This window comes from Nostoc sp. DedQUE05 (assembly GCF_034530955.1).
Taxonomy (GTDB): domain Bacteria; phylum Cyanobacteriota; class Cyanobacteriia; order Cyanobacteriales; family Nostocaceae; genus Nostoc.
Genome location: NZ_JAVRCB010000020.1, coordinates 122,255 through 141,380 on the forward strand (window position 1 = coordinate 122,255; position 19,126 = coordinate 141,380).

The 19,126-nt window shown below is 41.1% G+C and carries 15 protein-coding genes and 2 pseudogenes; 11 read left to right on the forward strand and 6 right to left on the reverse strand.

Annotation, left to right across the window (positions count from 1 at the left end; genetic code table 11):
* Positions 1–45: 45 nt before the first annotated feature.
* From RMZ42_RS34730 to RMZ42_RS16980, 3 genes and pseudogenes are all read right to left on the reverse strand, one after another.
* On the reverse strand, positions 46–627 hold the full coding sequence (locus RMZ42_RS34730; RefSeq protein ID WP_416211818.1) for a pentapeptide repeat-containing protein: 582 nt from the start codon (positions 625–627) through the stop codon (positions 46–48).
* Between the two features lie 285 nt (positions 628–912).
* Positions 913–1,938 (reverse strand): diguanylate cyclase, encoded by a 1,026-nt coding sequence (locus RMZ42_RS16975; RefSeq protein WP_322672482.1) that lies wholly within the window; start codon positions 1,936–1,938, stop codon positions 913–915.
* 885 nt (positions 1,939–2,823) lie between these two features.
* Positions 2,824–3,056, reverse strand: a pseudogene (locus tag RMZ42_RS16980) (heavy-metal-associated domain-containing protein).
* 272 nt (positions 3,057–3,328) lie between these two features.
* On the opposite strand from RMZ42_RS16980, the gene alaS reads away from it, so the two are divergent.
* From alaS to RMZ42_RS17015, 7 genes are all read left to right on the forward strand, one after another.
* Complete coding sequence (alaS, locus tag RMZ42_RS16985) at positions 3,329–5,971, forward strand: alanine--tRNA ligase (RefSeq protein ID WP_322672483.1); 2,643 nt, start codon at positions 3,329–3,331, stop codon at positions 5,969–5,971.
* A gap of 435 nt (positions 5,972–6,406) precedes the next feature.
* Entirely contained in the window at positions 6,407–7,642 is a 1,236-nt protein-coding gene (trpB, locus tag RMZ42_RS16990; protein WP_322672484.1) for a tryptophan synthase subunit beta, read from the forward strand.
* A gap of 31 nt (positions 7,643–7,673) precedes the next feature.
* Complete coding sequence (locus RMZ42_RS16995; RefSeq protein ID WP_322672485.1) at positions 7,674–8,831, forward strand: class I SAM-dependent methyltransferase; 1,158 nt, start codon at positions 7,674–7,676, stop codon at positions 8,829–8,831.
* 135 nt (positions 8,832–8,966) lie between these two features.
* Positions 8,967–9,248, forward strand: coding sequence for a hypothetical protein (locus tag RMZ42_RS17000; protein ID WP_322672486.1), 282 nt, complete (start codon positions 8,967–8,969; stop codon positions 9,246–9,248).
* 434 nt (positions 9,249–9,682) lie between these two features.
* Positions 9,683–10,213, forward strand: a complete 531-nt coding sequence (locus RMZ42_RS17005; protein ID WP_322672487.1) for a CAP domain-containing protein — start codon at positions 9,683–9,685, stop codon at positions 10,211–10,213.
* Between the two features lie 627 nt (positions 10,214–10,840).
* Complete coding sequence (locus RMZ42_RS17010; RefSeq protein ID WP_322672488.1) at positions 10,841–11,389, forward strand: CAP domain-containing protein; 549 nt, start codon at positions 10,841–10,843, stop codon at positions 11,387–11,389.
* Positions 11,390–11,478: 89 nt separating this feature from the next.
* Positions 11,479–12,108 (forward strand): ribonuclease H-like domain-containing protein, encoded by a 630-nt coding sequence (locus RMZ42_RS17015; RefSeq protein ID WP_322672489.1) that lies wholly within the window; start codon positions 11,479–11,481, stop codon positions 12,106–12,108.
* Positions 12,109–12,685: 577 nt separating this feature from the next.
* Here RMZ42_RS17015 and RMZ42_RS17020 read toward each other — a convergent pair.
* Positions 12,686–13,132, reverse strand: a pseudogene (locus RMZ42_RS17020) (rhodanese-like domain-containing protein); the annotation flags it as partial.
* Between the two features lie 1,083 nt (positions 13,133–14,215).
* Positions 14,216–14,353: a hypothetical protein gene (locus tag RMZ42_RS17025; protein ID WP_322672490.1), complete on the reverse strand. Its 138-nt coding sequence runs from the start codon at positions 14,351–14,353 to the stop codon at positions 14,216–14,218.
* A 36-nt stretch (positions 14,354–14,389) separates the two neighbouring features.
* On the opposite strand from RMZ42_RS17025, the gene RMZ42_RS17030 reads away from it, so the two are divergent.
* Positions 14,390–15,097 carry a response regulator transcription factor gene (locus tag RMZ42_RS17030; protein ID WP_322672491.1) on the forward strand — a complete coding sequence of 236 codons (708 nt, stop codon included), beginning with the start codon at positions 14,390–14,392 and terminating at the stop codon, positions 15,095–15,097.
* Positions 15,098–15,290: 193 nt separating this feature from the next.
* On the opposite strand, the gene pdxA is transcribed toward RMZ42_RS17030, so the two are convergent.
* Positions 15,291–16,424: a 4-hydroxythreonine-4-phosphate dehydrogenase PdxA gene (gene pdxA / locus RMZ42_RS17035; RefSeq protein ID WP_322672492.1), complete on the reverse strand. Its 1,134-nt coding sequence runs from the start codon at positions 16,422–16,424 to the stop codon at positions 15,291–15,293.
* A 205-nt stretch (positions 16,425–16,629) separates the two neighbouring features.
* Between pdxA and RMZ42_RS17040 the strand changes: the two genes are divergently transcribed.
* From RMZ42_RS17040 to RMZ42_RS17050, 3 genes are all read left to right on the forward strand, one after another.
* A complete protein-coding gene (locus RMZ42_RS17040) occupies positions 16,630–16,734 on the forward strand; it encodes a PetM family cytochrome b6-f complex subunit 7 (RefSeq protein WP_094344256.1) in 105 nt (34 codons plus the stop codon).
* A 281-nt stretch (positions 16,735–17,015) separates the two neighbouring features.
* Positions 17,016–18,014 (forward strand): SDR family oxidoreductase, encoded by a 999-nt coding sequence (locus RMZ42_RS17045; protein WP_322672493.1) that lies wholly within the window; start codon positions 17,016–17,018, stop codon positions 18,012–18,014.
* Positions 18,015–18,143: 129 nt separating this feature from the next.
* Entirely contained in the window at positions 18,144–19,061 is a 918-nt protein-coding gene (locus RMZ42_RS17050; RefSeq protein WP_322663367.1) for an NAD(+) kinase, read from the forward strand.
* The last annotated feature ends 65 nt before the right edge of the window (positions 19,062–19,126 follow it).

Sequence of the window (19,126 nt, forward strand, 5' to 3'; positions counted from 1 at the left end):
GATTCAAAAATTTCTGACAAATTTTTACTGAATAATTTTTACTCCTTACCCACTCCAACGGTTAGCAGTGATAATACTGCCGTCTGGCATAGTGGTGTTATGGAGAATAACAGTATCATGACTGTCAAAACTCATATTGGTGACATTCATCAAATTGGTATTGGTAAAGTCAACATTCCTGAAAGAAACGTTAGTCAAATCGGCACTAGTCAGGTTAGCATCTCTCAAGATAGTATCTTCCAGGCAAGACCGATACAAATCAGCACCACTGAGGTCAGCCCCCGTCAGATTAACGCCCTCGAAAAGAACAGTCAGGGAGGCATCTCTGAAGTCAGTCCCAGCGAAGTTAGCACTTCCTCTCACGTAAACACTTTCCAACTTTGCTCTTCTCAAATTAGCCCCAGCGAAGTTAGCACCCACCAATTCCGCATTATCCAACCTGATTCTAAACAAGTTAGCACCACTCAAATTGGAACCGATGAGATTAGCACTACTCAAATTGGCAAAACTCAAGTTAGCTCCAGTAAGATTGATACCACTCAAGTCAGCCCAACTCAAATCAACCCCAGTAAAATCTCTTTCCCCAGCAGTATATCGCTGCAACAACTCTTCAGCAGTTATCCTCATGTATATACCTCCGCACTAATCAACACATATAAAGATAACCCACTCAACCTGTGGCAATCACTATTCGACCCCACCTTCAACACCACTGTTTAGACTATCTTTAATTCTCAGTATTCCCAAACAGAGAACGCCGTCTAACTAACACCAGGATATTTATTTAGAATTAAATGTATGAATAAAAACTTTAATTCAGGCGATCGCACTTTTGAAAGTAAGATTAGTACCCAAATAAATTGTTAATTTGAGCCGTTCATCACTCAATGTCTGATTAGACGTTCCTAACTTTCACGAAGAAACAACTTTCAAATGTGAGCCATGATGAGATAGGTAGCTGGAGTTAATCACCCGATTACGCCCAGAGGTTTTAGCCTGTAACAAACATTGATCGGCACGATGCAGCAGACTCTCTCCTTTCTCGTCATCCTCAGCTTGCAGAGAGGCTGTACCCAAACTAATGGTGACATTAATTGTCAGTTTATTGTTGAGTGCAAATGGTTCGTCGCTGACTACGCGATTGAGACGACGTGCTACTAATAGTGCTTCGTCATCGGTAGTGTTAGCTAGAAGAATTACAAATTCTTCGCCACCATAGCGGAATGCTGTATCTTGGCAGCGCAGATTGTGGCGCAAACGTTGACATAATACTTGCAAAATGCGATCGCCTATTAAATGCCCATGAGTATCGTTAACTTTTTTGAAATGATCTACATCCAGAATAATCAAGCTCAAGGAAGTTTTTTGAGTTCTCGCTCTTTGAATTTGCCTTGGTAAGTCCCATTCTAAAGCACGACGATTATTTAATTCTGTCAAGGAATCGGCTAAGGCGATCGCAGATAACATATCATTTGTCCGAATCAAATCTCGGTATTTTTGTGCTTTCCGCAAACCAACTGTCAATTGAGCAAGTATTAGTCCATGATTGGCAGTCAACTCTGCCAAGCTATAGTCTGTTTTTTCTTCAATAAGATGCCAAATATATGCATCGGCTCCTTGCTTTAGTGCCGCAGCACTCATTTCCAATTCCCTATGCCAACCTTTATTTCGCTCAGTAAGCTGCTGGGAACGATCCTCGAAAAGAATACAATATATCCACGATAGTTTTGTTTGATCTTTCAACCAACCGCAGAGTTCCATACTATTATCCAGGCTAGCCTGCACCAGGATTATATCGGGGGGTGTTGTTTTAATCCGCGACACTGCTCGATCCAAATTGTCTATAACTTCTACACTAAAAGCAGTCGCATAACGGATCTGATCTGGAAGTGTGGCGATAAAATTATTTTTTCCAAAGATCAGAATAGAAATATTCATTGCTTTATTTTTTATCCTATTTAAATTTTAAATAAATTCACTTGGGTAACTACTGCTTTTGTCGTCTAATACTAAATATTATGTTTTAGGCTCAATTATATTGTTTTTCATATTGTTTTTTAAGCATCGATTAGATAGTGAAATTCCAAACTTAATCTCATTTGAAGACTTTATGTTTACTACTACCGTTTCGGAAATATTCCTCTCTAATAACTAATGTCTTCTTTACAGTTTATTTTTAAAACAGTAAAAATACTGAATATTATTTACATGTATAAAAATTTTTTTCGTAGTCTTTTAAGTACTATTTACATGATGAAATTACCGAAATCAATAGTTTGCAATAATCATTGCGTTAGGTAAATAAATTTATTTACAAGTAGAAAAATAAAGAAAATATAAAAATTTTTAATTAAGTTATAAAATCCGAAATTCTATTATGCAATTCAAAATATTATTTTCCATAAAAGTTTTTAGCCTTTTTATTTATAAGCTAGGCTTAAATCGCATATTAAAAAGTATTTAAAATATATATAATATACACAGCAAAACTACCTTCTGCTATGTACAGTAGCTTTTTGGGGCTTACCTCCCATCTAAATAAAGACAGAAGTTGTCGGGTAAAAATTTATAATTTCAGTGAAATTTAAACCAAAAAAACAATGCGTTAGCAGGAGAAATAAAAGATTTCTGCCGACGTATTATCTAGAATTGCCTATTTACTTAATTCACGTTTTTTTTATTTGCTGTAACATCATAAATTTAGAAAACAAAGCTAAATAAAAAGTTATGTCAAAACCTGCTACTAATTTGGGGAAGTTATTTCTATTTTGCCTTTCTACAGGCAGAAAATATAAAAAAATTTTGTTAGTGTCGCTTGAGATATTAAAGTCTAAACTTCTTCTGTGAAAAGCTGAAATCCGATCGATAACCTTCTCCAGCGTAACCACCAGCAGCAACAATTACCTGTTTGATTGACTCCTCAGAAGCTTCGGACTCCACCGTGACAGTTTTAGCGTTAATATCGACATCCACTTTGACTTCAGGTTCTCTAACCTAGTAATTATTTTTGCACATCCCTCAAAAGCAATATTTGATACTTTCAGTTTTAGTGCCATTTGCTACCTCAGTATGGGATTTTTAAAGTATTTCTTAATGATTAATTTTAAGCATTGAAATGCGATGTTTACGACGGGCTACGCCTATGGACATCCTGCCAAAGTGAGATAGTAGCTTAATAGCATCCTAGTAACTGCATATATATCGCCCAATGGCAGAATTCGCTGGCAGTAATATGAAACAAAATGCAAGAATATATAAAGCTATTTATGAAAATACACCTACCTAGTGCCGCTACGCCTAAGTCTCAAGTCTAAAGTTAAAAACACCTATGTCTTCAAATCCCCAGTACCTAAGCGGTAACGAAATTCGCAACATATTTCTCGACTTCTTTGCCCAACGGGAACACCAAATTCTTCCAAGTGCCTCCCTCGTGCCAGAAGATCCAACTGTACTGCTGACGATCGCGGGGATGCTACCATTTAAGCCAATATTCTTAGGGCAGCGCACACCAGAATTTAAGCGGGCTACGACTTCGCAAAAGTGTATCCGTACCAACGACATCGAAAATGTCGGACGCACCAAACGGCATCACACCTTTTTTGAGATGCTGGGTAACTTCAGCTTTGGTGATTATTTTAAAGAACAAGCGATCGCTTGGGGTTGGGAAATCTCCACGCAAGTCTTTGGCTTTTCCCCCCAAAATCTCGTCGTCAGCGTTTTTGAAGATGATGATGAAGCCTTTGGAATTTGGCGCGATCGAATCGGTGTGTCGGTAGCGAGAATTAAACGCTTGGGCGAAGACGATAATTTTTGGGTATCTGGGCCGACTGGCCCTTGTGGCCCTTGTTCCGAAATTTATTATGACTTTCACCCAGAACGGGGTGACGAAAATATAGATTTAGAAGACGATTCCCGGTTCATCGAGTTTTACAATCTCGTGTTTATGCAATATAACCGGGATGCTTCTGGGAATTTAACGCCGCTACAAAACAAAAACATCGACACCGGCATGGGTTTGGATAGAATGGCGCAAATTCTCCAAAAAGTGCCGAATAACTACGAAACTGACCTGATTTTTCCAATCATCCAAACAGCAGGAAAAATTGCTGGTGTTGATTACCACAGCAGTGATGAAAAAACTAAAACTTCCCTAAAAGTCATTGGCGATCACGTTCGTGCTGTCATCCACATGATCGCTGATGAAATTCGCGCTTCCAATGTCGGACGCGGTTATGTGCTGCGGCGATTAATTCGGCGGGTAGTGCGTCATGGGCGATTAATTGGGATTTCTGGTGAATTTACTACCCAAGTTGCTGAAACTGCGATCGCTCTTTCCGAATCAGCTTACCCCAATGTGCGCCAACGAGAAGCAGCAATTAAAGCTGAGTTGCAACGGGAAGAGTCTAATTTCCTCAGAACTCTGGATAGAGGCGAAAAACTCCTAGAAGAAATCATTCAAGAGGTGAAACAGCGAGGGGAAACTCAAATTAGTGGTGAAAGTGCATTTACCCTTTATGACACCTACGGGTTTCCCCTCGAACTTACTCAAGAAGTTGCTGAGGAAAATAATCTGACAGTAGATGACGCGGGATTCAATGCCGAAATGCAAAAACAGGTGGAACGTGCCAAAGCAGCACATGAAACTATCGATTTAACTGTACAAGGTTCCCTCGACAAACTAGCAGAACACATCCAAGTCACCGAATTCTTAGGCTACACTCAACCAACGGCGACGGCGAAAGTCGAAGCAATTTTGGTAGAAGGTGTTTCCCAAGAAGAAGCAGAAGCGGGGACACAGGTACAAATTGTCCTTGACAAAACGCCATTTTATGGTGAATCTGGGGGACAAATTGGCGATCGCGGTTATATCTCTGGTGATGGTATCGTAGTTCGCGTAGAAGACGTTAAAAAAGAATCTGATTTCTTTGTTCACTTCGGACGCATCGAACGCGGTACACTGCGCGTAGGCGATCGCGTCACCGCTCAAATCGATCCGGCTTGTCGCCGTCGCGCCCAAGCCAACCATACCGCAACGCACCTATTGCAAGCGGCATTGAAAAAAATTGTTGATGAGGGGATATCTCAAGCAGGTTCTCTGGTTTCCTTTGATAGGTTGCGCTTCGACTTCAACTGTCCCCGCGCGTTGACAGCAGAGGAAGTCCAACAAGTTGAAGAACAAGTGAACACTTGGATTGCTGAGGCTCATGCTGCCAAGGTGGAAGTATTACCAATAGCCGAGGCGAAAGCTAGAGGTGCTGTTGCCATGTTCGGAGAAAAATACGGTGAGGAAGTGCGCGTGATTGACTTTCCTAGCGTATCAATGGAACTATGCGGTGGAACTCACGTAAGTAATACTGCTGAAATTGGCGTCTTCAAGATTATCTCGGAAGCTGGCGTGGCTTCTGGCGTGCGGCGGATTGAAGCTGTTTCGGGGCCAGCAATCTTAGATTATCTGAATCTGCGGGATAAAGTAGTTAAAGATTTGAGCGATCGCTTTAAAGTTAAACCCGAAGAATTACCAGACAGAATCACAAGTCTGCAAAGCGAACTGAGAAATAGCCAGAAGGAACTAGAAACCTTAAAGGTACAGCTAGCGATCGCAAAATCAGACAGCTTGCTACAAACAGCCCAAACTGTAGGCGATTCTAAAATTATTGTCGCCCAATTAGAAGATGTCGATCCAGAATCATTGAAAACCGCAGCCGAACGTTTATTACAAAAAATTGGTAACGGTGCAGTGGTACTAGGTTCTGTTCCCGAAGAGGGAAAAGTGAGTATAGTTGCAGCTTTTAGTCCAGAAGTGAACAAAAAAGGTTTGCAAGCTGGTAAATTTGTGGGTGCGATCGCTAAAATTTGCGGTGGCGGCGGCGGTGGAAGACCAAACCTAGCCCAAGCCGGCGGACGCGATGCAAGTAAATTACCAGATGCATTGCAACAAGCGGAAAGTGAATTAAAGTCCGCTTTGGGTTAATCTCTTCCTGACTTTTCGCGTCATCTGGAAAAGAAGAGGGCAAAACCTAATCCCATTCCCGACGCGGGAAGAAAACTACAGTTTACTCACAAGTTCTTTGACCTGCAATGCCATTGTTAGTCGAAACAATGGCATTACTCTCGTTCCCATCTTCTGCATGAGAATATAGCGATTCTCAATTGTATGAAATACAGACCTAACCCCCAGCCCCTTCCCTACTAGCGTTGGGGAGTAAGATTCAAAGCCTCTCTCCTTTTAGGAGAGAGGAATGGAAGTGAGGTCAAACTGTATTGCATCCAAGCGAGAAACGCTATAAGCAAAGCTTCACCAAGCTAAGTCTTTAGGACTATTATTCTCCTATTCCCAATTCCCCATTCCCCAGATATGCTTCAGACTTTTCTATAATTAAGTGATTCCCGTCATCAAAAACAGCCTGTGACTACCACTCCCCTATCTCCAAGTTCAACTGCTCAGGTTCCAGATACACTCGGCCGCTTCGGACGCTTTGGCGGTAAGTATGTACCTGAAACGCTCATGCCTGCCTTGGCTGAATTAGAAACAGCTTATCAGCAATACCGCAATGACCCTGGTTTTCAAGCAGAACTACAGCAGTTGTTACGAGACTATGTAGGACGTGCGACACCATTGTATTTTGCTGAACGCCTGACTGATCATTATGCTAGACCCGATCGCACCGGGCCACAAATTTACTTGAAACGTGAAGATTTAAATCATACTGGCGCTCACAAAATCAATAATGCTGTTGGTCAAGTATTGTTGGCTAAACGCATGGGTAAGCAACGGATTATTGCCGAAACGGGTGCTGGACAACATGGAGTGGCTACAGCTACAGTTTGCGCTCGTTTTGGGCTGGAATGCATAATTTACATGGGCGTTCAGGACATGGAACGCCAAGCTTTAAATGTGTTTAGAATGCGGTTGATGGGGGCAGAAGTGCGTCCGGTGGAGGCGGGAACCGGAACTTTGAAGGATGCTACTTCTGAAGCAATCCGCGATTGGGTGACAAATGTAGAAACAACTCACTACATTCTGGGTTCGGTAGCAGGGCCTCATCCTTACCCGATGATGGTACGTGATTTCCATGCAATAATCGGCGAAGAAACTCGCGCTCAAGCAATCGAAAAGTGGGGTGGATTACCTGATATTCTCTTGGCTTGTGTGGGTGGTGGTTCCAATGCGATGGGACTATTTTATGAGTTTATTAATGAGTCTTCTGTACGCTTCATTGGGGTTGAGGCAGCCGGCGAAGGTGTCAATACCGAAAAACACGCCGCAACCTTGACAAAAGGACGAGTTGGTGTATTGCACGGAGCAATGAGCTACCTGCTGCAAGATGAAGATGGGCAAATCATTGAGGCACACTCAATTAGTGCGGGGTTAGATTATCCCGGTGTGGGGCCAGAACATAGTTATTTGAAAGATATTGGTCGCGCTGAATACTATAGCGTGACGGATGCCGAGGCTTTGGAGGCATTCCAGCGATTAGCGAAATTGGAAGGGATTATCCCGGCATTAGAAACAGCCCATGCGATCGCTTATCTCGAAACTCTCTGTCCTCAACTAACCGGCAGTCCTCGGATTGTAATTAACTGCTCTGGACGTGGTGACAAAGATGTACAAACGGTAGCCAAATTATTATATCCAGCGTAAATATAGCTCAAATTTTTGGGAGGAAGCAATCATGGCTCAACAATTCCAACACCCAATGTTACCGCAACCTACTCACGACGAGTTGGCACGCCAAAACTTTGTGCAAACTATGAAAATGCACATTTTCAAGAATGTCACTCCTGGTAATAAAGAAATTTATGAAAAACTAGCCAAGCCGAAGTTTGAACAAGAACATCAGCGCCCTCCCGAAAATCGTTATGAAATTCGGGAAGTAATGCAGCACGAACCCTACTATCGCTGGACTAGTGCCCTGAAGCGCATCAACCAGGAAATGTTATGGGATGCTGTAAATGCCAACGTTGACAGAGAACTGCCTGACTTGATTGAGCGTGCCAAAAATAAGGGTGGTGAACTGGGTACTTTAACCCTCGATCCAAATTTTCAAATACCTGCTTATCAAAAGGCTGTAGACATTCACTGTATGCCCGGAGGATATCACGGTGAATTCACTGCTGATGATGTCGCAGCCGGTGCAACCTACGATCGCGGCGCTTACGTTTATGGACTAGGTTGGTTGGGGCCGCTCAACGATGATATGGGGCTATCTTTAGTCCAAAACTACCTTTTAGCAGAGTTTCCCAACTTTCGACCGAGAAAAATCCTCGATATGGGATGTTCTATTGGCAATAGCACATTACCTTATGTCGATGGTTTCCCAGATGCAGAAGTCCATGCTATAGATATAGGCGCATCTATACTGCGTTATGCTCATGCAAGAGCCGAAGCCTTGGGAAAACGGGTACACTTCTCTCAGCAAAATGCCGAACATACTAACTTCCCTGATGAATCATTTGATTTAGTGGTTTCTCACATTTTGCTGCATGAAATCCCTCCGTCATCTGTGCGTAAAGTTATGCAAGAGTCTTATCGTCTACTGGCTCCTGGTGGCATGATGATTCATCTAGAAGCACCCCTTTATCGTCACATGGATGTTTATACACAGTTTATTTATGATTGGGAAACCGCTAACAACAACGAACCTTTCTGGAGTGCTGTACGCGATTTAGATTTGGTGCCGCTAGTTACTGAGGCTGGTTTTGCAGCAGATAAGACATTCGAGAAATTTGTCCCGAATGGGGCATGGAAAGCAAAAGAAACTAATGGTATGTTTCAAAATCGTAACTCAGCCACCCAAGGCACGTGGTTTGTGGTTGCTGCAACTAAGTAAGCAGAGAAAATTTTGTAATTCGTAATAGGCTATGGCCTGCTACGAAGACAATAATTTGTAATTGGGAAAGTCAGATTTTTTCTGGCTTTCCTCATTTTGTATGTCTAGTCTTATTTTTGGAGAATTGGTATCAGGATGACAAAAATAGCCAAGGGTAAACGACCTGTTTACTTAGAAAATCCGCAAACTGATAAATTGTTAGCGATCGTCATGGCCTTGACTGGTGAGGTGTCCGTGCTGCATGAGCGGCTAGACACCATCGAACGATTGCTAGAGGTGAAAGGTATTTTATCGACTAGTGAAATTGAAGCTTATGAGCCGGATGTCAAAGTAACCAAGGAACGGGAACAGTGGCGTGCAGAATATATTGCACGGGTGTTGCGTGTGATACAGGAAGAGGTAGAAACCTTGAAATAAAGCTAGTTAAAATTACGTAGAAAAATGGCTGAATAAATCCAGCCATTTTTTATGCGACATTCCGCATATTCAACTGCCACAATCGGTTTTTACTGTTTTTGTCACATAAATCAGCTATTTAATATACTTAGGTACAGTAAAATAGCTGAATTTATGAAGATGAATAAGCATAATCTAGAACTAATAAATTCAAAAAAGTCTAGTAATTACACTATAGAACAGTTTAAATGCGGAATCTTGAATAAAAAGAATCATACTAATGGTAGAAGACAAATATTGATTAAATAGTAATAAATTTGCGTTAAATCATGCAGTTAAACGTTTGCTAGTAGTTTTTGAGCAAAAAAGCCCACAATTAAAGCAATTTAGACTTATAAGCAATTTGTCACATTGATATTCATTGGTTACATTGTCTAAAACTTTACTGAAAACAAATGATCAAACAAATAGTTTACAGCGTTGTTTTAGGCACTCTTGCTCTCAGTAGTGGAGCGATCGCTACTTCTGTAACAAATCCAACTTGTACGCCTGTGACTTCAAACGTATCGAATAATACTAATCAAATTGCAGCATCTAGTACGGACATTGCTGCTCTAGAACAGTCGATTTTTAACCAAATCAATAACTACAGAGTTTCCCAAGGGCTACCAGCGCTAACTCGTAATTCTGCCATCGATAATCAAGTTAGGCTTCACAGTAAGAACATGGCTAATGGTACTGTTCCCTTTGGACATAATGGATTTTCACAACGTCTTAATGCAACCGGTGTTTCTTACAGATCGGCTGCTGAAAATGTCGCTTACAACCAGGGATATGGCGATCCTGCCACAATGGCTGTTCAAGGCTGGCTCAAAAGTCCAGGGCATCTTGCTAATATCAGAGGTAATTATAATCTGACGGGGATTGGTGTTGCTAAAAACAGTCAAGGCGCAATCTACTTCACACAAATGTTCATTCGCTCATAAGTTTGACGCGATGTGCAACTTAATATTTTGACCTAACTTCCATTGCTCTCTCCTGCAAAGAGCTATCCATTACCCGGATCTTTTTCAAAATTTGTGAGAGTATTCACTCACGTTTTTTATAACCCTGATTCGTTCGTCGTTAATTCTCAATAAAAACCTACTTTTAGCGAGAAGATTAAGAGCTAACTTGTCAAGTATGCCACACACCGAGCGTGTCAAGATTGTAAAGAAAGATGTGACTAATGGATAGCCTGCAAAAAGAGAGAGGCTTTGAATTCTACCTATTCCTTATTGTTAGGCAAGGAGATTAGGTTTGAGTAAAAATTGCACATAGCGTTAGATTTGGTAAAGTTTAGGTTTTTTCGTAAATTCCCCAGACTTTAACCTGTTAGTAAAGCTTTTGCTAGATAATTCATGAAAATCTGAAATTATTAGCCAAATTAACCATGATTTTCATGAAGCTGACCTATTGAAGTACTGACAATTGGAAATTATTGTTTGTGTTACTTGTAAAGGATGTAGCCAAATTGCCGAAATTCATCATTACTTAATAGTATTGTGGTATATATCCTTGGAACAATAGGGTAGAGTAGAAGTCTTATATCTCTACACATTACGCAATTCTCCATGTTCCGACAAACTGCTTTTGGCATCGCTTTAAGTGCGCTTGTCCTTGCTAGTGGATTAACGACTGCTCCGATACCAAATCATACTTCTACGAATACATCCACCCGTAATAAGCTGTTGTCGCTTTTTTCTAGTCAAGTTGCAATATCGACTCCTACTTTTAAAACTACTGAGCTAGAAAAATCAGTATTTGACCAAATTAATCGATATCGGGCTTCTAAAGGGCTGCCAAAGTTGACTTTAAATGCAAATTTAACTCGACAGGCAAGAATTCATAGTCAAAATATGGCTAAAGGTAAAACCCCATTTAGCCATCAGGGATTTGAAGGGCGAGTCAAAGCTATTCCGATTCGCTACAACAGTGCAGCAGAAAATGTTGCTTTTAACCGGGGATATAGCAACCCCGTAGAGGAAGCTGTTACTGGTTGGATCAAAAGTCCCGGACACCTAAAGAATCTTAAAGGAAATTACAACCTGACTGGAATTGGCGTTGCTACTAATAATCAAGGCGAAGTCTACCTAACACAGATGTTTTTTCGCACTAGGTAGATTTAATTTTTGATTTTTTTGCACAATAATAATGTAGTGTCTGACAAGACTTTTTTCTGCTGGACACTGCTATTATTTTTGAACAATTGATGACATTACTAGATTTTCAGGTGAGCGATCGCGATCTCAGTGACGCAGCCCTTAGCGAGTATTTAGAATCTACAGCGATCGCAGTTGATACAGAAACGATGGGATTGCTGCCGTTGCGCGATCGCTTGTGTCTCGTCCAGCTGTGCAATCTTGAAGGGAAAGTAACTGCAATCCGCATAGCTAAAGGACAAGCTGACGCCCCCAACTTAAAAAAACTCTTGGAAGCAGTCAATGTCGTGAAAGTGTTTCACTTTGCTAGATTTGACTTGGCCACTTTGCGAGCCAATCTGGGTATTCAGGTACGGCCAATTTTTTGCACTAAAATTGCCAGTAAATTAGCCCGTACTTATACAAATCGCCACGGACTCAAAGACGTGGTACAAGAGTTAGAACAAGTGGAACTAGATAAAAGCTCTCAAAGTTCTGATTGGGGTAACGCCGTTAGCTTATCTGAAGCTCAACTAAGCTATGCTGCCAACGATGTACGCTATTTACTTAGTGTGCAGCAGAAGTTAATACAAATGCTGAAACGAGAAGAACGTTGGCAAATTGCTCAAGAATGTTTTGAGTTTCTACCAACTATAGTTTCCTTAGATTTATTGCAATTCAAGGATCTATTTGAACACTAATCGAATAGGGAATAGTGACAAGAAATTTTTATTGATCGTCAATTCCTACTAGTTATATGTCAAGTTGAAATTGATAGATAAGCAGGTTCGTAGTAAGTACTAAAGTCGTTATTTTTTCCCAGGCACTAAAGTGCTTACTACAAACCCTTATACTAAATTACAGCAGATTTCAAGTTAGTGGAATACACAAAGGTTAGTCTCAAAGCCAGGTATATATAAAGCCTCTTTTACTTTTGGATTCTGACGCCTTGGCGGAGCGTCTTTGGCTTTGCTCCCGAATTCTGAATTCTGCTGTATTTTTTACCTAAGAGCCAACATTGGAATCATTGCTGTCTCTAGAAGTGGATTCACTAATGCCTTCCTTGAGGTTACTTGCTTGCTCTTGAGCGCCTTCCTTGAGGTTACTTGCTTGCTCTTGAGCGCCTTCTTTGAGCTTACTTGCTTGCTCTTGAGCGCCTTCTTTGAGGTTACTTGCTTGCTCTTGAATGCCTTCCTTAAGGTTACTTGCTCCTTCTTGAATGCCTTCCTTAAGGTTACTTGCTCCCTGTTTAATGGAATCCGTGACGCTAGTACCGCCCTTTTGCAGATTTTCTTCGTGGTTTTTTAGCCGATCTACAACATTGTACTCATCTGCACCTGCGGCAGTTTTTGATTCAACAATACCTTCTGTTGGGCCGCCGATCGCCTTCCATGCGCCAAGACCACCTTTGAGTTGGGAGACATGCTCAAATCCATTAGAACGCAGTTGTTGTGCGGCTTGGGCAGTGTCTTGTTCATTATCACCGTAAAGGTAAATGTCACGGCTCTTATCTAAAGAAGCTACTGCACGCTCTACCAATTCATCTGCTGGCATTGGCATTGCCCCCATGATGTGACCTTCGTTGAAGGTAGCGCGATCGCGCACATCCAGGATTGTAAAAGCTGGTTCGCCCCATTCCAGACGACTCTTTAGGATATGAGCTTCAGTTTGTGCTTCTATTGGTGGTTGTGGAGGAATGATGCCGCCGACTAAGTTATTAACCATAATTTTTCCTTGCTGACGATGTTAATAGTAATTTAGCGAACTGAAGATATTCAATTGATCTTTCTCTGGTATGAATATTTTCAAACTCTCTCCTCAGATAGACGAGTATTTTTCCGAAAATCAACCAATTAATCAATTGTAAATAATGCCCTTTGAGAGTATGAATAGACAATATTTTCTTTAAATTTAATTTAATATATTTAAAGTTTATCTTTTTTTGATATTTTAGTTATTTAGATATTTGAGATTTTACTGAATTCCTCATCAATCGATAAAATATTAGTTTTAAATAAAAAAATTAACAATAAAATAGTAATTGATACCTTTTTAATAACAGCGATCGCTAATAATAATCTCTCCTCATTTCCTGCCAAACTTGTAGAGTCATATACAGCAGATTAGAATTTTGTGAGGTACATAAGTTAAATCTGTTAAGTAGGCAGACATAATTAAATATAAAATAAACTCCTAGTTTGTAGTGAGCATTTTATTGCTCAGAGCAAGGATTATTAAAACTAAAGTCCTTACTACAAACTTTAAATTTATTTCTGCCTAGATACTTACCCAAATACAAAGGGTGTTTTACTTCTTAATTCTGCTGTCAGCAGTACTATTGAAACAAGCTCCTAGCAAGTTATTGACATCATAATATTGCTAGAGCAATTCTTGTTGCTATTGCTTTTGTCTGTTAAAGCTGGTTTTGACGCCCTATATACCTTTTGGTGATGCTTTCAGTCTTTTTGTCATAGCTCAGGCTGAAACTTGTAGTATAGTATATGCTTAAGAGGGCAGCTACATGTAAATGCACCAGGGTAGATTTTCGTAGACCTTCTTCAAGAGAACATACCTATTGGTTATAGTACAGTCGAGTAAGTAGGAGTTGAGAATCTAGATTGGCTGATAAGTTAGTTTCTCAGCCTTTGTAGAGACCTAATTAACCAGGGAGTGCGTTACTCTTTTAAATTTGTAGCAATTACCGTCGCTTCTGGATGTGTCTTTTGACTATTTGCGGTTACGGAGATGGTTTTTAATTACACTTATTCCAAACGTAAAAATTTAACATTATACAATACAAATTCAAAATTATGCAAAAATCATGCCATAATTATAAATTTTATTGGCACTATCGTGGCTGAGGTTGCGATCGGCTTCATGGAAAATTAAATGTACACAAGTACTACAGTAGCGGTGGTACTCAACAGAAACACGTAAAGCTGGCACAACAGCAAATCGCCCAATCTACAAATAGATAGCATTATGGTTATGGTTACTGCTACTACTACTCCCAAAATTCTGATCGTTGATGACGACTTCGGCGTGCGAAATCTTGTCTATCGTTTTTTAAGTCGGAAATATCAAATAGAGTCGGCAGCAGATGGTAGGACTGCTTTATCATTGTTTGAGCAATTCAACCCAGCTTTAGTAATTCTGGATTGGAATTTGCCGGATGTTACTGGTTATAGCCTTTGCCAAGAAATGCAGAGTCGTACTAATGTTTTAGTGCTGATACTAACTAGTAGGACTGATGAGGCTGATAAAATTAAAATCTTAAGCGCAGGTGCTGATGATTTCATGACTAAACCATTTAGTCTTGCAGAAGTTGAAGTTAGAGTAGAAGCTCTTTTGAGGCGGATACGCTACATTAATCCCTCCCCAACACAACGTATCGTTTTCAAGCAGCTAGTAATTAATCCAGAGGGTCGCGAGGTAACACTTAACGATAAAACTCTTCCCTTAACAGCACTAGAATTTAATATCTTACATTTTTTGGCAAGTCATCCTAATCAAGCTTGGAGTCGTCCACAGCTAATCCAAAAAATCTGGGGTTGCGACTATGTAGGAGATGGCCGGGTAGTTGATGTACATATTGGTCAACTTCGCAAAAAGATGGAAGTCGACCCCAGCATACCGGAATTTATTAAAACTGTGCGAGGCTATGGTTATAAGTTTGAAGCACCCGACTAGAATACTAGTTTTTATGGCTACCACAAAAGTGCAAATAACACCGAAATAAAAAAGAAATGCTTAACTGAACCATATTCAGAACTGATTTGGTCGTGTCTTGAAGATTTTAAGCAAAGCTGCACTTAAAAATTATTTATTATAGCAAGGGACTGGGGACTGGTGACTGGGGATTGGGTGAAAAGTCTTGTTGTGTCTAAGTTTTATCATCTGTTAATGTCCTAACCACGTTGGCTTGTGCTATATTTTTCTTAGCCAATCTTTGACTAACTAACTCAGCGGCTAAATGTATTGCTGCTTTCATACTCGTAGCATCAGCAATTCCCCTACCCGCAATATCAAACGCTGTTCCATGATCGGGTGAAGTGCGAACGAAAGGAAGACCAATAGAAGTATTAACTGCCCGATCGAATGCCATCAGCTTCACAGGAATTAAGCCTTGGTCGTGGTAAAGTGCTAAGTAGCCATCAGCAGGATTTTGTACTAAAGAATTTCCATACCAAGCTTGACCAGGTTTAACCCACATTGTATCTGGCGGTATCGGCCCATCTAACTGCAATTGCGGTCGATTTTGACGCTCTTGCTCCAACCAGGGAATTAACCAATCTTGTTCTTCATGTCCAAGTTGTCCCTGTTCGCCACTGTGGGGATTCAAACCTGCGATCGCAATTCTCCCTCTATATATACCAAAATCTTTCTCTAAACACTCCACCAGCAAATCCAGTTTTTGTGTCAACAACTGCGGTGTCAACACATCGGCTACTTGACGTAGGGGGATATGTGTGGTTGCAAGTAAGGCGCGGAGTGTCCAATTAGTATGAGGCGATCGCGCTACAAATAACATCCCAAAACGGTCAACACTTGATTTTTGTGCTAAAAGTTCTGTTTGCCCTGGATAATTATATCCTGCGGCCTTCCAAGCAGATTTAGCGATCGGCCCTGTGACAATAGCATCAAATTTACCAGCCAGTGTTTGAGCGATCGCATATTCCATATACGCAAAACTAGCCGCACCACTGGCTGCATTACCTATTCCTGAAATAATTCGATCTTTAATTTTTCCATCCAACTGCACATCGCTGACTGACAACTCATCTGGATTTGCCAAAGCTACTAAATTCTCAGTTAAATTCAGTTTGTAATAAATCTGTGCCAGCAAATCTCCGTTACCCACTACTGTAACGTCATATTTTTGACGAATTTCTGGATCGGCTAAAGCTTTCAAAATCACCTCCGGCCCAATTCCCGCCGGATCTCCGAGCGTCAGCGCCAAACGCGGACGATTCTTTTTCACAAAATTTATTAAATCACCTTGATTATTTTGATACATAAAAATTCTTCATAATTATTATCATCAAAATGTTCCAATTTACCCATTTTCCCTTCTACCAAGAATGGGGATTACCCCCCAAGCTAGTAAGGATTAGCTGCTAAACTAGTTTAAAATTGTTTACACAGGTCTAATCCTAGCAACTGTTGAAAAGCTTCTGGTAGACCTAGTTTACACACCAATTTGCATAAGGAGAATCACACTAATGGGCGGCGAAATTTTGAATGCAGCTCTATTGTCTTTCGGTTTAATCTTCGTAGGCTGGGGCTTAGGCGCGTTGTTACTGAAAATTCAAGGCACAGAAGAATAATTGAGTGCTGTTAGCGGAAAGCTAAGGTTTAGCCCGTGCTGAGTTAGAAGTAGAGACGCGATTAATCGCGTCTGTACAAGAGTTATTATTCTCCCCATTCCCTACTCCCTACTCCCTTTTTCATCGAAATGAGAAAAAAGCTTGTCCGTTAATCGGACAGCTATTTTTTCATGAGTCCATCCAAATAAATTGATTTTCTGAGAAAAGATGTAAACTTTTGTTTGCATAGGTTATTCTGATAACATTCTTTTCATAAAACATTAAAATTTATTACAACCCTGATGACTTTATTAATCGTCGGTGCCACTGGCACCTTAGGAAGACAAGTGGCTCGTCGTGCTATCGATGAGGGATATAAAGTACGCTGTCTTGTCCGCAGCAGTAAAAAAGCAGCTTTCCTTAAAGAATGGGGAGCAGAACTCGTCCCTGGAAATTTACGTTACCCCGATACTCTAGCGGAAGCTTTAGTTGGTGTAACCCAAGTTATTGATGCCTCAACCTCTCGCCCTACAGATTCACTAAGTATCAAACAAGTGGACTGGGAAGGCAAAGTAGCATTGATTCAAGCAGCAAAAGCCGCGGGTGTCGAGCGTTTTATCTTCTTTTCAATTTTAGATGCTGATAAATACCCAGAAGTGCCGCTAATGGAAATTAAGCGGTGTACAGAACTATTCTTGGCTGAGTCAGGGTTGAACTATACCATCTTGCGGCTAGCTGGGTTTATGCAAGGGTTAATCGGGCAGTATGGGATTCCTATTTTGGAAGGACAGCCAGTTTGGGTAACAGGTAATTCTTCTCCCATCGCCTATATGGACACTCAGGACATTGCTAAGTTTGCAATCCGAGCATTGAGTGTACCAGAAACAGAAAACCAAGCTTTTCCTGTAGTCGGTACTCGTGCATGGAGTGCAGAAGAAATTATCAACCTGTGCGAACGCTTATCTGGAAAAGATGCCAGAGTAACGCGGATGCCAATAAACTTACTGCGTGCTGTACGGGGCATAATGCGATTCTTTCAGTGGGGATGGAACGTAGCAGACAGGCTAGCCTTTACAGAAGTATTGGCTAGTGGTAAACAGTTAAATGCTTCAATGGATGAAGTATACACAGTGTTTGGTTTAGATCCGCAACAAACCACAACCCTAGAAAGTTATCTCCAAGAGTACTTCAGCCGAATAATGAAGAAACTCAAAGAAGTAGACTACCAGAAAAATAAAAATAAAAAGCAAAAACCTAAAAAAACTCCTTTTAAACAGTCTTCAAAAGCTAATAGTCAATAGTCATTACGAAACAGACATTAGTCGTAAAACCCTAGACTCTGGATCTTTGACTCTAGATTAATGACTACATGACCAAAATGTGTAACGATTACATAATACAGAGCATCGCCTAAACTTGGATATTTGAGTGTGCCGAAAGCAGGCATTATCTACAATGACGTTAAACCGATAGCGGGCCGTGTCGCTATTGAGTTGAAAGACAAGCTAACCGCAGCCGGTTGGAATGTATGTATCACATCGAGTATCGGTGGGATATTGGGCTACCCTAATCCAGAGAGTCCTGTGTGCCACACTCCCATTGACGGTCTGACACCCCCTGGTTTTGATTCAGATATGGAGTTTGCAGTGGTATTAGGGGGAGACGGCACTGTTCTGGCAGCGTCTCGTCAAGTAGCCCCTTGTGGTATTCCACTGTTAACAGTGAATACCGGCCACATGGGATTTTTGACGGAAACTTTCCTGAATCAATTGCCTCAAGCACTAGAACAGGCAATGGCAGGTGAGTATGAAATTGAAGAACGAGCAATGCTCAATGTCAAAGTGTTTCGGGATGATTCAGTGCTATGGGAAGCCCTATGCCTGAATGAAATGGTGCTACACCGAGAACCTTTGACCTCTATGTGCCATTTTGAAATTGCCATAGGGCGTCATGCGCCAGTAGACATTGCCGCAGATGGTGTGATTGTTTCCACGCCTACTGGTTCTACAGCTTACTCATTGAGTGCTGGTGGCCCAGTGGTGACTCCTGGCGTACCTGTTTTACAATTAGTACCCATTTGTCCTCATTCCCTAGCTTCTAGAGCATTGGTCTTTCCAGATACTGAATCGGTCAATATCTACCCAGTCAATATTCCTCGGCTAGTGATGGTGGTAGATGGCAATGGGGGGTGCTATATCTTACCAGAAGATCGAGTATATATGGAGCGATCGCAATATAGTGCCCGATTTATTCGCTTGCAACCCCCTGAGTTTTTCCGAATTTTGCGAGAAAAATTAGGTTGGGGGTTGCCACATATCGCTAAACCAACTTCGGTAGAATTGCCATAGTTATTGAGCGTTGGGCATTGGGCATTGGGCATTGGGCATTGGGCATTGGGCATTGGGCATTGGGC

Excerpts from the sequence above, each read along its gene's own strand:
- RMZ42_RS34730 (WP_416211818.1), bottom strand. The coding sequence starts at position 627 with ATGAGGATAACTGCTGAAGAGTTGTTGCAGCGATATACTGCTGGGGAA.
- RMZ42_RS16975 (WP_322672482.1), bottom strand. The coding sequence starts at position 1,938 with ATGAATATTTCTATTCTGATCTTTGGAAAAAATAATTTTATCGCCACA.
- alaS (WP_322672483.1), top strand. The coding sequence starts at position 3,329 with ATGTCTTCAAATCCCCAGTACCTAAGCGGTAACGAAATTCGCAACATA.
- RMZ42_RS16995 (WP_322672485.1), top strand. The coding sequence starts at position 7,674 with ATGGCTCAACAATTCCAACACCCAATGTTACCGCAACCTACTCACGAC.
- RMZ42_RS17000 (WP_322672486.1), top strand. The coding sequence starts at position 8,967 with ATGACAAAAATAGCCAAGGGTAAACGACCTGTTTACTTAGAAAATCCG.
- RMZ42_RS17005 (WP_322672487.1), top strand. The coding sequence starts at position 9,683 with ATGATCAAACAAATAGTTTACAGCGTTGTTTTAGGCACTCTTGCTCTC.
- RMZ42_RS17010 (WP_322672488.1), top strand. The coding sequence starts at position 10,841 with ATGTTCCGACAAACTGCTTTTGGCATCGCTTTAAGTGCGCTTGTCCTT.
- RMZ42_RS17015 (WP_322672489.1), top strand. The coding sequence starts at position 11,479 with ATGACATTACTAGATTTTCAGGTGAGCGATCGCGATCTCAGTGACGCA.
- RMZ42_RS17030 (WP_322672491.1), top strand. The coding sequence starts at position 14,390 with ATGGTTATGGTTACTGCTACTACTACTCCCAAAATTCTGATCGTTGAT.
- pdxA (WP_322672492.1), bottom strand. The coding sequence starts at position 16,424 with ATGTATCAAAATAATCAAGGTGATTTAATAAATTTTGTGAAAAAGAAT.
- RMZ42_RS17040 (WP_094344256.1), top strand. The coding sequence starts at position 16,630 with ATGGGCGGCGAAATTTTGAATGCAGCTCTATTGTCTTTCGGTTTAATC.
- RMZ42_RS17045 (WP_322672493.1), top strand. The coding sequence starts at position 17,016 with ATGACTTTATTAATCGTCGGTGCCACTGGCACCTTAGGAAGACAAGTG.